The following is an 18,503-nucleotide window of genomic DNA, read 5'->3' as shown; positions in this document are numbered from 1 at the left end:
GCGGCTAGGCCAGGAAAGATATTTATTTGTGAAATATGCCGGATTCGGCCTGCCGGCAAAGAGCGGCGCGGGCCGGTGAGACACTGCCGCGCTGCGCTGCAGCCCGGCTCCGGCCCACCCGGCCTTTCTGGCAGTTTAGCGGCGCAGCATGCGGCGGCCCAGCTTGTAGACGCCGCCCAGCGCCATCGGCACGATGGCCACGCCCACGCCCACCAGCACGATTTCCGTCAGGTGTTCACGCACGATGGCGATATTGCCGAAGAAGTAGCCAGCCGTAGTCAGCAGCACCACCCACAGCACGGCGCCCGTGATGTTGTAGAGCTGGAAGCGGCCATGGGTCATGTCCGATACGCCGGCCACGAACGGGGCAAAAGTACGCACCACTGGCACGAAGCGGGCCAGTACGATGGTCTTGCCGCCATGTTTTTCAAAGAACTCATGAGTACGACGCAAGGCTTCCTTGTTGAGCCAGCGATAATCATGGGTGAACACGCGCTGGCCTATGGCCTCGCCTATCCAGTAATTGGTGGTGTTGCCGAGCACAGCCGCTGTAATCAGCAAGCCCATCAGCAGGAACAGATTCATTTCACCGAGCGCACACAGGGCACCGGCGATGAACAGCAAGGTATCGCCGGGGAAGAAGAACAGGACTACCAGCCCCGTTTCACAGAAGATGATGGCAAATAGCACGGCATAAATCAGGGTACCGTATTGCTGTATCAGCACTTCGAGCGTTTTGTCGACATGAAGAATCATGCCGAAGAATTGCATTAAATCCATATTCTTCCCATAAAGTCAGCGCCGGAATCATACACCACGAATGGCGCCAGGTGAGCAGTTTCCCGCCAGCTGTTATCCAGATTAAAATCTTTCACGAACGCGCAAGCCGCGCGTCGCCCCCTTAGCCCACTACCCAGGGAGATACCGGATGTACCGAACCATGCTGTTACCATCCTTGTCCGCTGCTGCGCTGCTTACCAGCGGCATAGCCAGCGCTGCCGATCTGCCGATCAAACCCAGCGTCGGCGACCTCGTCAAGCAATCGCAGGCGTCCGACTGGCGCCCTACCGACCCGCAGCACACGCTCTACATGGAACTCGAAAGCGGCCGCGTGGTCATCGAGCTGGCGCCCGGCTTTGCGCCGAACAACATCGCCAACATCGAAACGCTGGTGAAGGAAAAGTATTTCGACGGTCTGGCCATCCTGCGCTCGCAGGATAACTATGTGGCCCAGTGGGGCGATCCGCAGGCGGAATCGGACCATCCGCGTCCGCTGGGCAGTGCCAAACCCAAGGTAGCGGGCGAATTCAGCGTGCCGCTCAAGAACGACCAACATTTTGTGCGCCAGCCCGACCGCGACGGCTATGCGCCGCAAATCGGCCATTCCAACGGTTTCCCCGTGGCGCGCGATCCCAAAGCCGGCACCACCTGGCTGGCCCATTGCTACGGCATGGTGGGTGTGGGCCGCGATAACGGTACCGACAGCGGCAATGGCGCCGAGCTGTATGCCGTGACGGGCCACGCGCCGCGCCATCTGGACCGCAACATCACGCTAGTGGGCCGTGTGCTGTCCGGCATGCCGCTGCTGTCCTCGCTGCCGCGCGGCGGCGAAGCCATGGGCTTCTACGGCGCCAAGGAAAGCCGCATGGCCATCAAGTCGGTGCGGCTGGAAGCCGATGTGCCCGAGGCCGAACGCAGCCATCTGGAAGTGATGCGCAGCGAAGCGCCTATCTACCAGCAGGTGATCGACGCCCAGCGCAACCGTGGCGGCCCGTGGAACAAGTTCTCGCCCGGCTATGTCGAACTGTGCAACGCGCCTATCCCGGTGCGCGTGCGTCCCTAAGCGTCCCTAAGCTTACCTAAACACCCCTGCCAGCGCCCCGCAAACGGGGCGCTGCAAGCAGTTATAATCGCGGGATGAATGCGCCCGATACTACCCCTAGCAGCACAGGCCCGCGTCCCATCCGCGCCCTGCCCGATCAGCTGATTTCCCAGATAGCCGCCGGCGAGGTGGTCGAGCGGCCTTCGGCCGTGGTCAAGGAATTGCTGGAAAATGCCCTCGATGCGGGTGCCAGCCAGATCAATGTGCGGCTGGAAGAAGGTGGCGTAAAACGCATCGCCATCACCGATAACGGCCGCGGCATCCCGCCCGAGCAGATGCCGCTGGCACTGGCCCGTCACGCCACCTCGAAAATCGCCTCGCTGGATGATCTGGAAAACGTGGGCACGCTGGGCTTCCGTGGCGAAGCGCTGGCCTCGATCGCCTCCGTGGCCTCCGTCACGCTGACCTCGCGCACGGCCGATGCGGCCCATGCCTGGGAAATCGTCGGCTCACATCAGGGCACGGTGGCGCCATCCTCGGGCGCCTGCGGCACCACGGTCGATGTACAGGACCTGTATTTCAACACGCCGGCACGGCGCAAATTCCTCAAGTCGGAACAGACCGAATTCGGCCACTGTGCCGAGGTGGTACGGCGGATTGCGCTGGCCCGCCCCGACGTGGCCTTCACGCTGAGCCACAATGGCCGCACCATAGACCACTGGAACGTGACGGAAATGGCCAAGCGCAGCGCGCACATTCTCGGTGACGGTTTTGCCGAAGCGCGCCTGCACATCGACGAAGCAGCCGGCCCGCTGCGCCTGCACGGCTACACGGGCTTGCCGACTGCCTCCAAAGCGCGTGCCGATGGCCAGTTCTTCTACGTTAATGGCCGCTTCGTGCGCGACAAGGTGCTGGTACACGCCGTCAAGGCGGCCTATCAGGACGTGCTGCATGGCGACCGTTTCCCCTCGTATGTGCTGTCGCTCGACCTCGATCCGGCGCTGGTGGACGTCAATGTGCACCCGTCGAAAATCGAAGTACGCTTCCGCGACAGCCGCGCCGTGCACCAGTTTGTCTTCCACGCGGTGCAGCGCGCACTGGCGCAGACTTCGGCCACTGCCCACGGCAGCGCACCATCGCCCCTGCCGGCAGCCGACAGTCTGGAAACCACGCCGTGGCGCGGCGAGCAGACCAGCTTCGGCGCCCTGCTCAAGCCCGATTACGCGCCGACCTTCTCGCCCTCGCCGTTTGCCAAGCCGGGCAATGCCAGCGGCGGCGCTGCTGGTAGCGCAGGCGGCACAGCCTACGCGCCGCACAGTGCGCCCCGCTTCGACGCCCGCACCGGTGGCGTGGCCCAGAGCACAGAGCGCTATGGTGCGCTGTTCAACGGCGGCGGCGATGACGCGCGCAGCCACGCCACCGCAGGCGACTACAGTCGCAGCGATAGCCTGAGCAACGATAGCGACCGTGCACTGCCGCAGGCCAGTCCGTTTACCGTTTCGCCAGCCGCCATGGCGCAGGAAGAATTCCCGCTCGGCTTTGCGCTGGCCCAGCTGCACGGCATCTACATCCTGGCCCAGAATGCCAAAGGGCTGGTGCTGGTGGATATGCACGCGGCCCATGAACGCATCCTGTACGAACAGCTCAAGCAGGCGCTGGAAAGCCATGTGGCCGGTGAAGCCATGCAGGTGCAGCCGCTGCTGATCCCTGTTACCTTCTATGCCGATGCGATCGAAGTGGCCACCGTGCACGAACAGCAGGAAACCCTGCAGGCACTGGGCTTCGACATTGCCGCCCTGTCGCCCACTACGCTGGCCGTGCGCTCGGTGCCCGTGCTGCTGAAAAATGCCGATGCCCAGACGCTGGCGCGCGACGTGCTGCGCGATGTACGCGAATTCGGCGGCTCGCGCCTGCTGATCGAACGCCAGCACGAGCTGCTGGGCACACTGGCCTGCCACACGGCCGTGCGCGCCAACCGCATCCTGTCGGTGCAGGAAATGAACGCCCTGCTGCGCCAGATGGAGAGTACCGAACGGGCCGACCAGTGCAACCACGGCCGCCCGACCTGGGTGCAGGTGGAAATCGGCGCGCTCGATAAACTCTTCCTGCGTGGCCAATAAGATGGCCGATAAGATGCCCCAGTCTGTACAGCGGCCACTGGCCGTGGCCATCATGGGCCCTACTGCTTCCGGCAAGACGGCGGCCGCGCTGGCCATCGCCGAGCGCATTCCATCGGAAATCATCTCGGTCGATTCCGCGCTGGTATTCCGCGGCATGGACATCGGCACCGCCAAGCCCACGCGCGCCGAACTGGCGGCCGCACCGCACCACCTGATCGACATCATCGACCCGCTCGACGCCTACTCGGTGGCCCAGTTCCGCAACGATACGCTGCGTCTCGTCGACGACATCGTGGCACGCGGCAAACTGCCGCTGCTGGTGGGCGGCACCATGCTGTACTTCAAAGGACTGGCCGATGGCCTCGATGACCTGCCCGGCGCCGATCCGGCCCTGCGTGCGCAGATCGAAGAGGAAGCCGCACAACTGGGCTGGCCCGCCATGCATGCGCGGCTGGCCCTGCTCGATCCGGTCACGGCCGCAAGGCTGGCGCCGGCCGATGCCCAGCGCATCCAGCGTGCGCTGGAAATCTGCACGCTGAGCGGCAAGCCCATGTCGGCCCTGCTGGCCCAGCGCGAGCACACCGAACTACCGTTCGAGCTGCTGTCGTTCGCACTCGAACCATCCGACCGCGCCGTGCTGCATGAACGCATCGCGCGCCGCTTCGACCTGATGCTGGCCGATAGCCCGGACGGCAATCTGCTGACGGAAGTGGAACAGCTGCGCCGCCGTGGCGACCTGCATCCGGGCCTGCCCTCGATACGCTGCGTGGGCTACCGTCAGGCCTGGGACTACCTCGATGGCAATATCGACTACGCCACCATGCGCGAGACCGGCATCATCGCCACCCGCCAGCTGGCCAAGCGCCAGCTCACCTGGCTACGTTCCATGCCTGAGCGCCGCGTGATCGACTGTCTGGGCGCCGATCCCACGGGCCAGTTACTGGCGCAGATAGGCCGGCGGCTGGGCTAGCCACGCACGCCCCCGGGATTAAAAAAAATATACGACTTCGCGCAGAAGTTTCCCCAAAAAAACGAAATACGCGGAATATTTGGAAAAAATCCGGGGCTATCCTTGACAGCTTAGCGCTCACCCCCGATAATATCGGGCGTTGCAGGTGATATAGCTCAGTTGGTTAGAGCACAGCATTCATAATGCTGGGGTCGATGGTTCAAGTCCATCTATCACCACCAAGAATTCTAGAAGCCTCTAAGCAGATCTGCATAGAGGCTTTTTTAATCCAGTTTGCAGCGGTGATATAGCTCAGTTGGTTAGAGCACAGCATTCATAATGCTGGGGTCGATGGTTCAAGTCCATCTATCACCACCACGAATTCCGAGAGCCTCCCCGCAGTCCGCTGCCGGGAGGTTTTTGCTTTCTGGCCCAGGCTATCCGCTAGTCCTTGTTCTGCATGCGCACCACCAGCGCGCCCGCCACCACGGTGAAGGCGATCACCACGGCGGCGATAATCCAGAAGCCGTGCGGATGCTGGGCCAGCGGGATGCCGCCCACATTCATGCCCAGCAGACCGGCGATGATATTGATCGGCAGCGCCAGCACGGTGACGATGGTCAGCACAAACAGGCTGCGCCCCGTTTCTTCATTGACCTGCGCCGCAATCTCTTCCTGCAGCAATTTGATGCGCTCCTGTAGCGAAGACATATCGCTGAGCACCACGGCAAACTCCTCGCTGGACTGGCGCAATTCCTGCGTGTCCAGCTCGGACATCCAGCCCGGCGGGCGTTGCAGCAAGCGCAGCAGAGCCGCCGGTTCCGGCGCCAGCAAGCGCTGCAAGCGCACCAGCACGCGGCGCATATTGCCCAGATCGGCCCGCTTGGCGCGGACCCGCCCTGCCAGCAGCGAATCTTCGATGGCATCCACCCGCTCGACGGCCGTGCGCACGATATTTACCAGCACATCGGCCTGATCGCGCAGCAGGTGTACCAGCAGTTCCACCGACGAGCGCACCGGCTCGCCGCGCCGCACCGCCTGATGCAGCCGCTCTATCGATTGCAGCGGCGTACGGCGGGCGCTGACCACCAGATGGGGCGCCACTCCCACCCACAGCGTGGAGATATCGGACGCATCGAAATTGAATTCGTGCAGCACATCATTGACCACGGCAATCAGGGCATTGTCGGCCACTTCGATGCGGGTCGAACGCGAGCCCTGATGCAGGGTTTCGTAAAACTCGTCGGACAGGCCGGCATAGGCCCTGAGCCATTTTTCGCTGGCCCCATGGGACAGATTGAAGTGCAGCCAGGCGAACTCGCCCGGCTGGCGCCCTGCGCCATTCAGCCAGGCCAGCGCCTGGGCGGAATTGAGCGCGCGCGGCCGTACCGGTTCCGGCCCCAGCAGATAACCCCATACCAGTCCTGCGGTATCCGAACCATATGTGACGTCGATTGCTTCCATGTTGTTCCGCTCGCTGGTTTTCCCGCCCGCGATTGTAGCCGAGCTATGTGACCAGTGCGTGTGCAACGCCTGGTCTTCTGCACTAGGGGCTGGGCAAACCGTGCACCTCGATATTGTAGGCCCGCAGCAGCGCCTGATAACTGCCATCTTTTTCCATCGCCGCCAGCCCCTCGTTCAGATCGGCCACGATAGCCGCCGCATTCGGCCACTGGCGCGTGATGCCGACGAATAAGGGCAAATTGGCAAATGCCGGGCCTTTCCACACCACCTTGTCGCGGATTTCGGCCGGACTTTCCCGCTCCAGCAGATAGGCGCCCACCAGCCGCTCCAGCGCCACGTAATCGATGCGTCCCGCCACCAGCTTGCGCAGATTGGTCTGATCGTCCTGCACATAGTCGATCTGGGCCGCTGACGCCTCCAGCGCCGGCGGATAGCCATAGCCGCGCACGGCGCCCACCTTCATGCCGCGCAGGCCGGCCAGCGCTACATTGATCTTGTCGGCATCGTTCTTCCTGACGAAAAAGCCCAGTTCGCTAATGAAGACGGGCCGCGTAGCCACCAGATCAAATCGCCTGATTTCTTCCGGCCAGCAGATCAGGGCACCGGCCGCACGTGCCGATGCCAGTTCCAGCGGCACGCGTATCCACGGCACGCTACGGACTTTCAGCTCCCAGCCCTTGCGCCGCATGGCTTCCGTAATCAGCTGCGTAAACAGCCCGCCGCCCGGCTTGGCCGCCATCGAGAACGGCGGATATTCCGTGGTCAGCAAAGTGATCTCGCGCGCGCACAGCAGGCGCGGCAGGCAGATCAGGGTCAGTAACAGCAGCACTCGACGAAAACGCATACTTCCTCCGGCCGGACGCATGGCATAAACAATTTGCATTACTTCAGCATTAGATCACACCCATGCTGGCACTTGCGTAGTAACACGTAAATCGGCCATTTCTACTGAAAATTTTGATTCATATCATACCGAGTATTACATCTAAAACTTATCGTGCATCTTCCTTAATTGAAATCAAGATAGTTCGAGCCAGCGCCAGTCTGCTGCAGACCGGCACTCGAAGTCGTCGTTACTGTGAAAGTCCCCTATGAATTTCAGGAATTTAGCCATCGGTAAGAAACTCGGCCTCAGCTTTGCCATCGTCATCGGCATGCTGATCATCGTCGCTGCCCTCGCCTATCTGCGCGTGAGTGCACTGAGCGACGACCTGCAACTGATCAACCAGGACCGCTATCCGAAAACCGTGCTGGTTCACACCGTCAAGGATGAGCTGAACGAACAGGCGCTGAATATGCGCAATCTGCTGCTGATGGATAAACCCGCTGATCTGGAAAAGGAATATGCCAGCATCGCCGACAACACGCGCGTGATTACCCAGACGCTGGCCAAGCTGGACCAGGTACTCACCAGTGAAAAAGGCAGAGTCCAGCTGCGCGCGCTGGAAGACTCGCGCCGCAAATATCTGGCCGCCCGCACCACCTTCCTCGACAACACCCGCAAAGGCCAGCGCGAGGCAGCACTGCACAATCTGCTCGATGAAGTCCGCCCCATCCTGCTGGTCTACACCACCCAGCTCGATGGTCTGATCGCCTATCAGGAAGAGCTGATGACAGCGTCAGGCCAGCAATCGCAGGCCCAGGCCAGCCAGACCATTGTGCTGATCGTGGCCATTGCACTGGCCGCCAGCCTGATCGCCGTTACGCTGGCCGTGCTGACCACGCGCACCATCACCACGCCGCTGCATCAGGCTGTCGACGTGGCACGGCAGGTAGCCGACGGCGACCTCACCGTGCAGATCCGCGTCGACACGCAGGAAGAAACCGGCCAGATGCTGGGCGCCCTGCGCGATATGAACAGCGCGCTGATCCGCATCGTCGACGAAGTACGTACCGGTGCCGACAACATCGCCACCGCTTCCGGCCAGATCGCCAGCGGCAACCTTGATCTGGCCTCGCGCACGGAACAGCAGGCCGGTTCGCTGGAAGAAACCGCCTCCGCCATGGAGCAGCTGACCGCCACCGTCAAGCACAATGCCGACAACGCCCGTCAGGCCAACCAGCTGGCCGTATCCGCCTCGGACATCGCCGTCAAAGGTGGCAGCGTGGTGGCGCAGGTGGTGCAGACCATGGGTGAAATCAATAGTTCTTCGCACCGCATCGTCGATATCATCAACGTGATCGACGGCATCGCCTTCCAGACCAATATCCTGGCGCTGAATGCCGCCGTGGAAGCGGCCCGCGCCGGCGAGCAGGGCCGCGGCTTTGCCGTGGTGGCGACGGAAGTGCGCAATCTGGCCCAGCGTTCGGCAGCGGCGGCCAAGGAAATCAAGCAGCTGATCGATGATTCGGTCGACAAGGTGGACAGCGGCTCGCGCCTTGTCAACGAAGCGGGCGACACCATGAACATCATCGTCGACAGCATCCGCAGCGTGGCCGACATCATGGGCGAAATCACTGCGGCCAGCACCGAACAGACCCAGGGCATACAGCAGATCAATCAGGCCATCGTCGAGATGGACCAGGCCACCCAGCAGAATGCCGCACTGGTGGAGGAAGCGGCTTCGGCTGCCAGCGCCCTGCAGGATCAGTCGCACCGGCTGGTGGATGTGGTGGATGTGTTCAAGCTGGCAGCATCGGCCGCCTCCGGGCAGCCGCAGCGCATCCGCAGCAGGGCCGCCGCCCTCCCGGCACGTCCGCTGGTGGCGCTGGCCAGCCAGTACTAGGCAGCGGGCTGTACCAGCAGGACAACGACCGCAGCGCGCCACACTGAATACCTGAGCGGACTCCGCACTATAATCTAAGGAATTATTTCCTTGGGGAACGTATGACGGCACTCTTTTATTTCGCTGCGGCGGTAGAGATGGTAGTCGGTATCAGCCTGCTGTTTTCATGGCACCGCAACCGTACTCAGGCCTTCGCACGCAATCTGGGGCTGTCGTTTTTCGGGGTAGCCGGGTCCATTCTGATGTTTGCCCTGTTTCAGCATGCCTCTGCGCACAGCCCCGTCAGTCTGCTGGTGATCCCGGCACTGGCCAGCTGCAGCCTGTATTTCCTCACTTCCGGCGTATTCGATCTGATGGAAGCCCCGCTGCGGGGCTGGCGCGCCCGCGTGCTGGCATTTGCCCTGTTCTGCCTGATGGTCTCGGTGGCCTGGCAGCCCGCGGCGCTGGGCTCGCAGACAGCCGTGGCCCTGATCTATCTGTGCATAGGCTTGCTGGCCACCCGCGTGCTGCGCCACAAATCGCGTCCGCACCGGCTGATCGGTCCCCTGTTGCTGCTGCTGGCCGCCCACCCCATGATCTCCGCCAGCGGCGAAGCCCAGGCCATCGTGCTGCAGTTTGCCACCGGCGCCGTGCTGCGCACGGCACTGGGCTTTGTCGTGCTGTATGTCTCGCTCGACCTGTCGGCCACCGAATCGCTGCACGCCAGCGAACGCTTCGCCCGCCTGACGGAATATTCGCTGCAGGGCGTGGCCATCATGACGACTAACGAGCTGCTGTATGCCAATCCGGCCACCCTGCGCATCTACGGTGCCGACCATGCACGCCGACTGACCCCGGCGTTTCTCGAAGAGAGTACCCCGGCCGAAGAGCGCCAGCGCGTCTTCGCACTATTCCCGCAACTGCTGTCCGGCCGCATCGAGCGCACCAGCTGGGAAGGCCAGCGCCAGCGCATCGATGGCAGCCCCTGCTATCTGCACTTCTTTGCCTACCGCGTACGCTGGGACCAGCAGTTTGCCGTCTGCCTGATGATTACCGATGAGACGGAGCGCATGGAACAGAACCGCGCCCTGCTGCACCGCGCCACCCACGATGCCCTGACAGGTCTGCCCAACCGTGGCGCCCTGATGCAACGGCTGCACGAATATGCGCAGGAGCCGGCCGCCCATCCCCACCTCACGCTCTACCTGCTGAATATCGACCGCTTCAAACTGTTCAATACGGCGCACGGCTACAGCAGCGGCGATGAAATCCTCAAAGCCTATGCACAAGCCATCGCCGCCCTCACCGAGGGCGTGGGCCAGCTCTACCGCATCGGCATCGACGAATTCATCCTGACCACCAGCCTGCCGGCCGATGCGGCTCCGTTGCAGCAGCTGGAACAGCAGTTGCTGGCGCGCCTGCAGCGCCCGCTACAGACGCCGCTCGGCGAATTCTATGTCGATACCTCGATCGGCCAGGCCAGTTATCCGGCCGATGGAGCGCTGGACGAATCGCTGCTACGGGCCGGCAACGCGGCCATGCATGTGGCCAAGCGCCATCCGGGCAGCAATATCGTGCGGGCCCAGGCCAGCTTCGAGCAGGGCAGCAGCGACATGCTGACGCTGGAGCAGGCCCTGCGCGCCGGCATCCGCGAACGCCATGTCTACCTGTGCTACCAGCCCAAAGTGGATGCGGCCAGCCAGCGCCTGATCGGCTTCGAAGCGCTGGCGCGCTGGCACCGGCCCGGCATCGGCATGGTCAATCCGCAAGTGTTCATTGCGGCGGCCGAAACCACCGGACTGATCGCCGAACTGGGCACGCTGCTGCTGCGCAGCGCCTGCCAGCAGCAGGCCCGCTGGCTGGCCGCCGGCAAAGCCTGCGTGCCGATCGCCGTGAATGTCTCGCCGCTGCAGCTGCTCAATCCCCAGTTCCCCCGGCTGGTGCTGGACATGCTGCAGGAATTCCAGCTGGCGCCCGGGCTGCTGACGCTGGAAATCACCGAAAGCGCGGCAGTAGAAAACCTCGACCACACCTGTGCCCAGCTGCGCGAACTACGCAGCGGCGGCATCCGCATCGCCATCGACGATTTCGGCACCGGCTTCTCTTCGCTCAGCATGCTGCGCAACCTGCCGCTGGACACCGTCAAGATCGACAAGGCCCTGATCGATCCCCTGCCCGGGCGCGAAGGCACGGCCATCGTCGAAGCCATCTGCAAACTGGCCACCGTGCTGGGGCTGGCCGTGGTGGCGGAAGGGGTGGAAACCCAGGAGCAGGCCGCAGCCGCAAGGCAGGCCGGCTGCGACGAACTGCAGGGCTATTGCTTCGGCAAGCCTATGAACCCGGACGACGCGGTCCAGCTGCTAGGCTAGGCCGCCACCTTCAGCACAGATCAGACGGGTGCAGGCCAGGGCGGCAGCCGGGTCCACGGTTGCTCGCGGCGCCATTCGGCCAGCCAGTCGAACAGCTGTTCGGCCGGCATGGGGCGGGCGATGCCATAGCCCTGGGCCAGCTCGCAGCCCAGCTGCAGCAGCGCGGCGCCATGTTCCAGCGTTTCCACGCCTTCACCGATCACGCTGCGGTGGCAGGCGCCGGCCAGCCGGATGATGCCTTCCACGATGCCGCGGTCATCGGGGTCGCTGAGGATGTCGCGGATAAAGCTCTGGTCGATTTTCAGCAGGTCCACCGGTAGCTGGCGCAGATAGGTCAGCGAGGAATAGCCGGTGCCGAAATCATCGAGCGCGAACTGCACGCCCAGCTCGCGGCAGCGCAGCAGGATGGCGATCGCCTGCTCCATGTCGGCCAGTGCCGCCGTTTCCAGCACTTCCAGTTCCAGCCTTGCGGGCGGCATGTCGGTATGCTCGGCCAGCATGGTCTGCAGGTGGCTGACAAAGCTGCCATGCAGCAGATGGTCGGCGCTGATGTTCACGCTGATGCTGACAGCACGGCCTTCACGCGCCCAGCAGGCGCCCTGTTTAAGCGCCGTGCGCAGCACCCATTCGCCCACCGGCTGCTCGAGCGGGCTGCCATCGATGGCGGGCAGGAAGTGTGCCGGCGACAGCAGGCCCTGCTCCGGATGCTGCCAGCGCAGCAGCGCCTCCACGCCCACCAGCTGGCCCGTACGCAGATGCACCTTGGGCTGGTAGTACAGCACCAGCTCGTTGTTGTGCAGTGCATGCTGGATGGCGTCGAGGAAGCGGCGGTGCTCCTGCACCTGCCGATCCGCCTCGGGATCGAACAGGTGGTAGCGGTTCTTGCCGGCCTCCTTGGCCAGATACATGGCCTGATCGGCATGGCGCAGCAGCGCATCGGCATCGGAATTATCGGTCGGGTACAGGCTCACGCCTATGCTGGCCGTGACGCTGATGGCTTCCTGCTCCACCCGCACGGGACGGGTGATGGCTTGCAGCACGCGGTCGAGGATCAGCATGCATTCTTCCGGCGAGGCGATATCCGACAGCAGCACCACGAATTCATCGCCGCCCAGCCGGGCCAGCGTGTCTTCGCTGCGCAGCATGTGCTGCAGATGGTGAGCCACGCCCACCAGCAGAGTATCGCCGGCCGCGTGGCCCAGCCTGTCGTTGACCTGCTTGAAGCCGTCCAGATCGATGAAGCACACGGCCAGCGCGCGCCCGCTGCGGGTGGCGCGTGCTATCGCCAGTTCCATCCGGTCCGTCAGCAGGCGGCGGTTGGGCGTGCCCGTCAGCGGATCGTAGTGGGCGATGCGGTCGAGTTCCGCTTCATGCGCCTTGAGCTGGCTGATATCGGAGAACACGCCCACATAATGTTCGACCTCGCCCGTGCTATTGCGCACCGTGGAAATCGACAGCAGTTCGGCATACAGTTCGCCGCTCTTGCGGCGGTTCCAGATTTCGCCGCTCCAGAAGGTTTTCTGCAGTACCGATTCCCACATGGCGCGGTAGTATGCCGGGTCCTGCTGGCCGGACGAGAGTATGCTGGGCGAGCGCCCTATCACCTCGTCCGCCGTGTAGCCGGTAATGCGTGTGAAAGCCGGATTGATCTTGGTGATCAAGAGATCGGCGCTGACCACCATGATGCCTTCGTAGCTGCTTTCGAACACGGTGCTGGCTTCGCGCTGGGCCAGCTCGAATTGCTTGCGGTCGGTAATGTCGGTATGGGTGCCGGACATGATCAGCGGACGGCCGTCGGCACTGTGCTGGACGATGCGGCCGCGCGTGAGTATCCAGCGCCAGCCGCCATCCCTGGTGCGGGCGCGGAATTCCGCTTCGTGGCTGGCACTGGCGCCGCTCAGGTGGCGCTGGATTGAGGCCATGGTGGCCGGCAGGTCGTCGGGATGGACCAGATTATGCCAGTTGCCCACCGAGATATCCATTTCGCCGGCCCGGTAGCCCAGCATTTCTTCCCAGCGCGCGCTGACTTCGAATTGCTGGGTCTGCATATTCCAGTCCCAGTAGCCCTGATCCGAGCCTTCGATCACGCGCGACAGTCGCTGCTGCTGTTCACGCAGCGCGGCCGCCGCCTGTTTCTTTTCACTGATATCGGCCAGTATGCCCACCACCCGCGCGACCGAGCCGTCGCTATTGAATTCGGTGGAGCGGCCGCGCGCATGCATCCATTTGATTTCGCCGCTACGCGTCTGCAGACGGAATTCGAAATCCACCCCCGCTGTCAGGCCGGCGCAATGGGCTTCAATCGCGGCCATAACGTGGGGCAAATCGTCCGGATGCACCAGCCGCTTGAAGAATGCCAGATCATGGGTATCTTCCGCCGCCACATAGCCGGTCACGGCATAGTACTGCGGTGAACGGTAGACTTTGCCGGTGCGCAGATCCCAGTCCCACAGACCGTCGCTGGTCGCCTCGATGGCCATTTCGAAGCGCTGCTGGTTAATACGGTTCTGCAACGCCGCCTGCTTGGCTTCCGTGATATCGCGCGAAATCCCGAAGATGCCGCCGATCTGGCCCAGATGGTTGAGGATGGGGCCTTTGGTGACGGAGAAATCGCGCACGCTGCCATCAGGCAGGGTCAGGCGCTCTTCATGCGAGCGGATGGCACCGCTGGCCATCACCGCATGGTCTTTATCCGTGACCACCTGGGCCGACTGGCTATCGAACAGCGCATAGTCATCCTGTCCCAGGATCTGCTGCACGGGCCGGCCCAGAAAACCGGCCGTGGCCTGATTGGCCAGCAGGTAGCGGCCCTGCAGGTCTTTGACGAAGATGGCGTCCGAAGTGCCGGAGATCACGGCATCGAGCAGCTGGCGCTTGGCTTCGGCCCGGTTGATGGCCTGCTGCAGCATTTCGCTGAGCAGGCTGACGGCCACGCCGTTGACCAGCATGAAGCCCCATTGCAGCATGATGTCGGGATTGCCCACATGCCAGTCGAACACGGGCGGAATCAGGCAGTATTCGGTACTCAGCGCCGCCAGTGCCGTGGCCAGCAGGCCCGGCCCCATGCCGCCTAGCGTGGCGCTGAGCACGATGGGCAGCATGAACAGGATCAGCATGGGGTCGCGCTGGGTGGTCCAGGCCAGATGCAGGGCCAGCGTACTGAGGGTGATGGTGGCGGCCACCAGATACATGGGCCAGCGGCCGCGCTGCTGGCTCAGTCCACTGGTCAGGGCATTAATCAGCGTCAGGTTGGCAGGCGCATCGCTGGCCGGCACCGACTTCAGGCCCCAGAAAAACAGGGCGGCCGTGATGGCGACGAAGAATACCCCTTTGGCCGTGGATAGCCAGACCACCGCCTGCCAGTCCGTCAGGGCCCCCAGTAGCTGGTCGGACAGGAAGATCCAGAGCAGAGCGCCAACGACGTACGAGGCCGTGACAGAAAAAATGAAACGCTGGCGGGCAGAGGCGGTAAAACGCATGGATTCTCACTGTAGGGCAAGTACACCTGCGGGGCAGCATATCGCAAGCTCGGGGCGATACCAGTGCAGGCCCTTCCAATCTGAACGTTTTGGCGCCATTTGTCCACCAAAATTGCCGTAGCGCCGTTGTAGCCATGCCAGACTTGCAGCAAGCATGGCACTGGCGGGTGACGGTTTACGCTACCATGATCCGCAACTATTTCCGCAATTTGGCATTCGTTTACGGAGTCGGGCCATGCGCCGTCTGCTGGCAGTCTGCATAGGGAGTCTGGTGAGCGCACTGGCGCTGGCCGGGCCGATAGAAATCATGGTGGAGGATGCGGCGGCGCCCATGTCCAATCCGGACGGCAGCGGTTATGCCAATGAAATCGTGCTGGCTGCTTTTGCCGCCATGGATACCCCCGTCAAGCTGACGGTAGTACCGTATGCGCGCTGCAAGAAATACGTGCTCAGCGGCGCCGTCGCGGCCTGCCTCAGCATGTCCGATGCCCCCGAGCTGGAGGGCAAGGTGCGGCTATCCGGCCTGCCCCTGTTCTATGCCTACCCGCGCTTTTACTACCATGCCAGCCGCCCGGTGGCGGCCCGCACGCTGGCCGAGCTGCCAGCCGGCCTGCGCATCGGCATCGTCAACGGCTATGAATATCCGCCCGCCATCCTGCGCCTGACGGAGCGCGGCATCCATCTGCTGCAGGCCCGCTCGGAAGAAACCAATCTGAAAAAGCTGGCGGTCGGCCACGTCGATCTGGTGGTCAGCATGATGGATGACTTCAAGAGCGACGATACCCTGATCAGCAAGGCCGGCGTACAGCAGGTGGTGTTCGCTTTCGAAACCACGCCGCAGGGTTCGTATATCGGCTTCAGCAGCCTGCACCCGCAGGGCGAGCAGGCGCGCCTGCTGTTCAACCGCGGCTACGCCGCCATCGTGCTGAACGGCACCCGCGCCGCCATCGAGCGCAAGTGGAAAAACCACTAGCCCTTGTCCTGAAAGACAGTTTGCCGATTTGCTATGTTAGCTGCGAAATAGCAACACCCGGCTAGCTTGCCCGCCTCTCGCTGTTTGGCTGCAAGCGACTTCATGGGATACTCCTTGCACGTGCTAGTGCACCACAAGGTCTCGCCATGTCTGCTTCTGAAATCCGTCCACCGCAAGCGTATGCCGCCGCCACTGGCGCCGCCATCGCCGGGGCGGAGCTACAGTTGCGCAAACTGCGGGTCTGCCTGTCCGGCCATGAAATGCTGCACTTGCGTCCCGTGCTGCTGCAGCTGCAGACGGAAAAACTCAATGCTTCGCAAAAGCTGGAACTGGAAGCCTTCCAGTTGCTGGACCGCGCCGCCAATCTGGAAAACGTAGCCGAAGCGCTGCTGATGCCGGCCAAATCGCTGCAGCTGCAAGCCCAGACCGAACAGCATCCGCTGGCCCAGGCGGCCGCCTTCCGCGCCCTGCACTGGGTGCAGATGCGCATGCGTTTGCACCATGCAGCGCTGGACAGCCTGGCCCGCGCCGCCGAGCTATACGAACGCTGCGCCCTGCCGGAACTGGTGGTGCAGATGAAGGCGGCACGCTGCCGCGTCATGCTGAGCGCGGAAATGCACGAGGAGCTGCGCCAGTTCTGCGCCACCATGCTGGCCCAGCGCGACACGCTCAGTCCCGCCATCTACACCACCCTGCTCGATTATTCCGCCTCTGCTTCCTACTATCTGGCGCTGGAAGAAGGCGATCCCGTCAAGGCCGACCAGCACTGGAGCGATTGTCTGTCGCGCCGCGTGCAGGTGCTGCAGTGCACCCGCAAATTCGGGCTGGAATCGCAGGAATGCGTGGCGCTGCTGAATCTGGCCGTGGTGTCGGCCACGCGCGAGCAGACCAGCGACAGCCGCCACTACATGCAGCAGGTGTATGCCAAATACGGCAACGACGGCTACTGGGAACCGTGGCTGCACCTGTGCCGCCTGCTGATCCAGTGTGCCGAAGGCGAACGCCAGCAGGCATGGCAGGATCTGCTGTCCTACGATGCCACACTGGCGCGCGAATCGCTGCACCCTAGCCGGCTGCGCGAAATCAGCCTGTATGCAATCCGCCGCTATGGCCGCCGCTGGGGCTATCTGGAACAGGCGCTGCAGGCCACCATCGATCAGGTGGCGATGGAGCGCTATTACAAGCGCGAGCTTTCCACCTCGCTGGGCGAGACCCTGACGGCCGTGATGGAACGGCCCCAGCTGCTCTACCAGAACGCGCTGCTGGCCCAGCACGGCACCGTGCTGGAAAATTCGCTGGTACAGCGCAATCAGGAATTGCAGCAGACGCTGGACAGCCTGCAGCGCGAAGTGGCCGTGCGCCAGGCCGCCGAAGCGGCGCTGCAGACAGCACACGACCGGCTCGAGCAGGAAGTGCGCGAACGCACGGCAGCGCTGGAGCAGGCCATGCACTCGCTGATGCAGCAGGAAAAGCAGCTGGGCCTGTCGCGGCTGGTGGTCGGCATGGCGCACGAACTCAATACTCCGCTCGGCAATGCGCGCGTGGCGGCCAGCGCCATCACCGAGCAGGCCGCCACGCTGCAGCAGACCGTGGCCACGGGCAGCCTGCGCCGCAGCCAGCTCGATCGGGTGCTGGACGATGTGCTGCAAGGCGGCGCGCTGGTCGACCGCGCCCTGTATCAGATCAGCCAGCTGGTGGACCGTTTCAAGAGCCTGTCGGGCGAACCGGCGCAGGAAGTGGCCAGCCGCTTCGACCTGAGCGACCGCCTGCGCTACTGCGCCGACAACTGGCGCCCCCCATTGCACAAGCGCGGCATCACGCTGACGCTGGCCATGCCCGAGCAGCTATGGCTGGTAGGCTATCCGGGCGCCTGCCAGATCGTGTTCCAGCACCTGCTCGATAACTGCCTGATGCACGCATTTGCCCGCCGCACCAGCGGCAACATCGTGGTGCGCGCGGCGCTGCAGGAACACACGGTGGTGATCGACTGGATAGACGATGGCTGCGGCATCGCGCCCGAGCATCTGTCCCATGTGTTCGAACCTTTCTTCACTACCCAGCTGGGGCTGACGGGCACGGGGCTGGGCCTGGCCAGTGTGCACAGCATGGTGGTCAGCATGATGCGCGGTCAGGTTATACTCGACAGCACACCCGGCATCGGCAGCCACTTCCAGTTACGCCTGCCTGACGGACTCGATGCTTGAATCACTCCACCGGAAAGAAACACCAACTTGATGCAGGAATTTGAAAAGTGGCTGGCCAGAGTCCTGTTACTCAATGGCTTGCTGACGCTGGGCGTCTGTCTGGGCTGGCTGGGCGAGCCCCATAGCGGCATGCCGCTGGCCATACTGATAGGCGTGGCCATGCTGGGCATAGGCGCGGCCGCGCTGGCCCTCAAGCAGCAGCGGCTAGGCTGGTATGGCGCGCTGCTGTATTACGGCGTGCAGGTGGTCAGCTACTATGCCTACGACGGCAGTGCCCAGTGGGCCGTCAAGGCCGGCGTCAGCCTCGGCATGGTGCTGCATCTGGCCAGCGGCGTCGTGGTGCTCAACCTGCTGGCGGCCAGCCTGCTGCTGGCCAGCGGCTGGGTGCTGTGGCGCCAGCGCCGGCCGGCCTGAATCG

12 protein-coding genes and 2 tRNA genes are annotated in these 18,503 nt (G+C 63.3%); 10 read left to right on the top strand and 4 right to left on the bottom strand.

Going from position 1 to position 18,503, the window contains the following annotated elements; translation table 11 throughout:
- Positions 1 to 135: 135 nt before the first annotated feature.
- Positions 136 to 780, bottom strand: coding sequence for a VTT domain-containing protein (locus GTP23_RS02450; RefSeq protein WP_161033703.1), 645 nt, complete (start codon positions 778 to 780; stop codon positions 136 to 138).
- A 160-nt stretch (positions 781 to 940) separates the two neighbouring features.
- On the opposite strand from GTP23_RS02450, the gene GTP23_RS02445 reads away from it, so the two are divergent.
- From GTP23_RS02445 to GTP23_RS02425, 5 genes are all read left to right on the top strand, one after another.
- Positions 941 to 1,843: a peptidylprolyl isomerase gene (locus GTP23_RS02445; RefSeq protein WP_229255895.1), complete on the top strand. Its 903-nt coding sequence runs from the start codon at positions 941 to 943 to the stop codon at positions 1,841 to 1,843.
- A gap of 74 nt (positions 1,844 to 1,917) precedes the next feature.
- On the top strand, positions 1,918 to 3,942 hold the full coding sequence (gene mutL / locus GTP23_RS02440) for a DNA mismatch repair endonuclease MutL (RefSeq protein WP_161033701.1): 2,025 nt from the start codon (positions 1,918 to 1,920) through the stop codon (positions 3,940 to 3,942).
- Between the two features lie 13 nt (positions 3,943 to 3,955).
- Positions 3,956 to 4,912 carry a tRNA (adenosine(37)-N6)-dimethylallyltransferase MiaA gene (gene miaA, locus GTP23_RS02435; RefSeq protein ID WP_161033700.1) on the top strand — a complete coding sequence of 319 codons (957 nt, stop codon included), beginning with the start codon at positions 3,956 to 3,958 and terminating at the stop codon, positions 4,910 to 4,912.
- A gap of 144 nt (positions 4,913 to 5,056) precedes the next feature.
- Positions 5,057 to 5,133: transfer RNA gene (locus GTP23_RS02430), tRNA-Met, on the top strand.
- A gap of 59 nt (positions 5,134 to 5,192) precedes the next feature.
- Positions 5,193 to 5,269: transfer RNA gene (locus tag GTP23_RS02425), tRNA-Met, on the top strand.
- Positions 5,270 to 5,335: 66 nt separating this feature from the next.
- Here the strand turns inward: GTP23_RS02425 and GTP23_RS02420 are convergent.
- Together GTP23_RS02420 and GTP23_RS02415 are read right to left on the bottom strand one after the other, a co-directional pair.
- Complete coding sequence (locus GTP23_RS02420; RefSeq protein ID WP_161033699.1) at positions 5,336 to 6,355, bottom strand: transporter; 1,020 nt, start codon at positions 6,353 to 6,355, stop codon at positions 5,336 to 5,338.
- An 82-nt stretch (positions 6,356 to 6,437) separates the two neighbouring features.
- Positions 6,438 to 7,199 (bottom strand): substrate-binding periplasmic protein, encoded by a 762-nt coding sequence (locus GTP23_RS02415; protein WP_161033698.1) that lies wholly within the window; start codon positions 7,197 to 7,199, stop codon positions 6,438 to 6,440.
- Between the two features lie 247 nt (positions 7,200 to 7,446).
- Here GTP23_RS02415 and GTP23_RS22945 point away from each other — a divergent pair, with 247 nt between their 5' ends.
- Positions 7,447 to 9,081: a methyl-accepting chemotaxis protein gene (locus tag GTP23_RS22945; protein WP_161033697.1), complete on the top strand. Its 1,635-nt coding sequence runs from the start codon at positions 7,447 to 7,449 to the stop codon at positions 9,079 to 9,081.
- 101 nt (positions 9,082 to 9,182) lie between these two features.
- Positions 9,183 to 11,429, top strand: a complete 2,247-nt coding sequence (locus GTP23_RS02405) for a putative bifunctional diguanylate cyclase/phosphodiesterase (RefSeq protein ID WP_161033696.1) — start codon at positions 9,183 to 9,185, stop codon at positions 11,427 to 11,429.
- Positions 11,430 to 11,449: 20 nt separating this feature from the next.
- Here the strand turns inward: GTP23_RS02405 and GTP23_RS02400 are convergent, their stop codons facing one another.
- On the bottom strand, positions 11,450 to 14,908 hold the full coding sequence (locus tag GTP23_RS02400; RefSeq protein WP_161033695.1) for an EAL domain-containing protein: 3,459 nt from the start codon (positions 14,906 to 14,908) through the stop codon (positions 11,450 to 11,452).
- Between the two features lie 235 nt (positions 14,909 to 15,143).
- On the opposite strand from GTP23_RS02400, the gene GTP23_RS02395 reads away from it, so the two are divergent.
- The 3 genes from GTP23_RS02395 to GTP23_RS02385 all read left to right on the top strand — a co-directional run bounded on the left by GTP23_RS02395 (position 15,144) and on the right by GTP23_RS02385 (position 18,499).
- On the top strand, positions 15,144 to 15,881 hold the full coding sequence (locus tag GTP23_RS02395; protein WP_161033694.1) for a substrate-binding periplasmic protein: 738 nt from the start codon (positions 15,144 to 15,146) through the stop codon (positions 15,879 to 15,881).
- Positions 15,882 to 16,027: 146 nt separating this feature from the next.
- Positions 16,028 to 18,085 (top strand): sensor histidine kinase, encoded by a 2,058-nt coding sequence (locus GTP23_RS02390; protein ID WP_161033693.1) that lies wholly within the window; start codon positions 16,028 to 16,030, stop codon positions 18,083 to 18,085.
- A gap of 30 nt (positions 18,086 to 18,115) precedes the next feature.
- Positions 18,116 to 18,499 carry a hypothetical protein gene (locus tag GTP23_RS02385; protein WP_161033692.1) on the top strand — a complete coding sequence of 128 codons (384 nt, stop codon included), beginning with the start codon at positions 18,116 to 18,118 and terminating at the stop codon, positions 18,497 to 18,499.
- The last annotated feature ends 4 nt before the right edge of the window (positions 18,500 to 18,503 follow it).

The organism is Duganella fentianensis (genome assembly GCF_009857835.1).
Classification (GTDB): Bacteria; Pseudomonadota; Gammaproteobacteria; order Burkholderiales; family Burkholderiaceae_D; genus Rugamonas; species Rugamonas fentianensis.
Note: the sequence above shows the minus strand (reverse complement) of the source record. Positions and strands in the feature narration are given on the sequence as shown.

What these genes read in the sequence shown, in the direction of transcription:
- GTP23_RS02405 (WP_161033696.1), top strand. Translation starts at nt 9,183, where the DNA reads ATGACGGCACTCTTTTATTTCGCTGCGGCGGTAGAGATGGTAGTCGGT.
- GTP23_RS02400 (WP_161033695.1), bottom strand. Translation starts at nt 14,908, where the DNA reads ATGCGTTTTACCGCCTCTGCCCGCCAGCGTTTCATTTTTTCTGTCACG.
- GTP23_RS02445 (WP_229255895.1), top strand. Translation starts at nt 941, where the DNA reads ATGCTGTTACCATCCTTGTCCGCTGCTGCGCTGCTTACCAGCGGCATA.
- GTP23_RS02420 (WP_161033699.1), bottom strand. Translation starts at nt 6,355, where the DNA reads ATGGAAGCAATCGACGTCACATATGGTTCGGATACCGCAGGACTGGTA.
- GTP23_RS02390 (WP_161033693.1), top strand. Translation starts at nt 16,028, where the DNA reads ATGTCTGCTTCTGAAATCCGTCCACCGCAAGCGTATGCCGCCGCCACT.
- mutL (WP_161033701.1), top strand. Translation starts at nt 1,918, where the DNA reads ATGAATGCGCCCGATACTACCCCTAGCAGCACAGGCCCGCGTCCCATC.
- GTP23_RS02385 (WP_161033692.1), top strand. Translation starts at nt 18,116, where the DNA reads ATGCAGGAATTTGAAAAGTGGCTGGCCAGAGTCCTGTTACTCAATGGC.
- GTP23_RS22945 (WP_161033697.1), top strand. Translation starts at nt 7,447, where the DNA reads ATGAATTTCAGGAATTTAGCCATCGGTAAGAAACTCGGCCTCAGCTTT.
- miaA (WP_161033700.1), top strand. Translation starts at nt 3,956, where the DNA reads ATGCCCCAGTCTGTACAGCGGCCACTGGCCGTGGCCATCATGGGCCCT.
- GTP23_RS02415 (WP_161033698.1), bottom strand. Translation starts at nt 7,199, where the DNA reads ATGCGTTTTCGTCGAGTGCTGCTGTTACTGACCCTGATCTGCCTGCCG.
- GTP23_RS02450 (WP_161033703.1), bottom strand. Translation starts at nt 780, where the DNA reads ATGGATTTAATGCAATTCTTCGGCATGATTCTTCATGTCGACAAAACG.
- GTP23_RS02395 (WP_161033694.1), top strand. Translation starts at nt 15,144, where the DNA reads ATGCGCCGTCTGCTGGCAGTCTGCATAGGGAGTCTGGTGAGCGCACTG.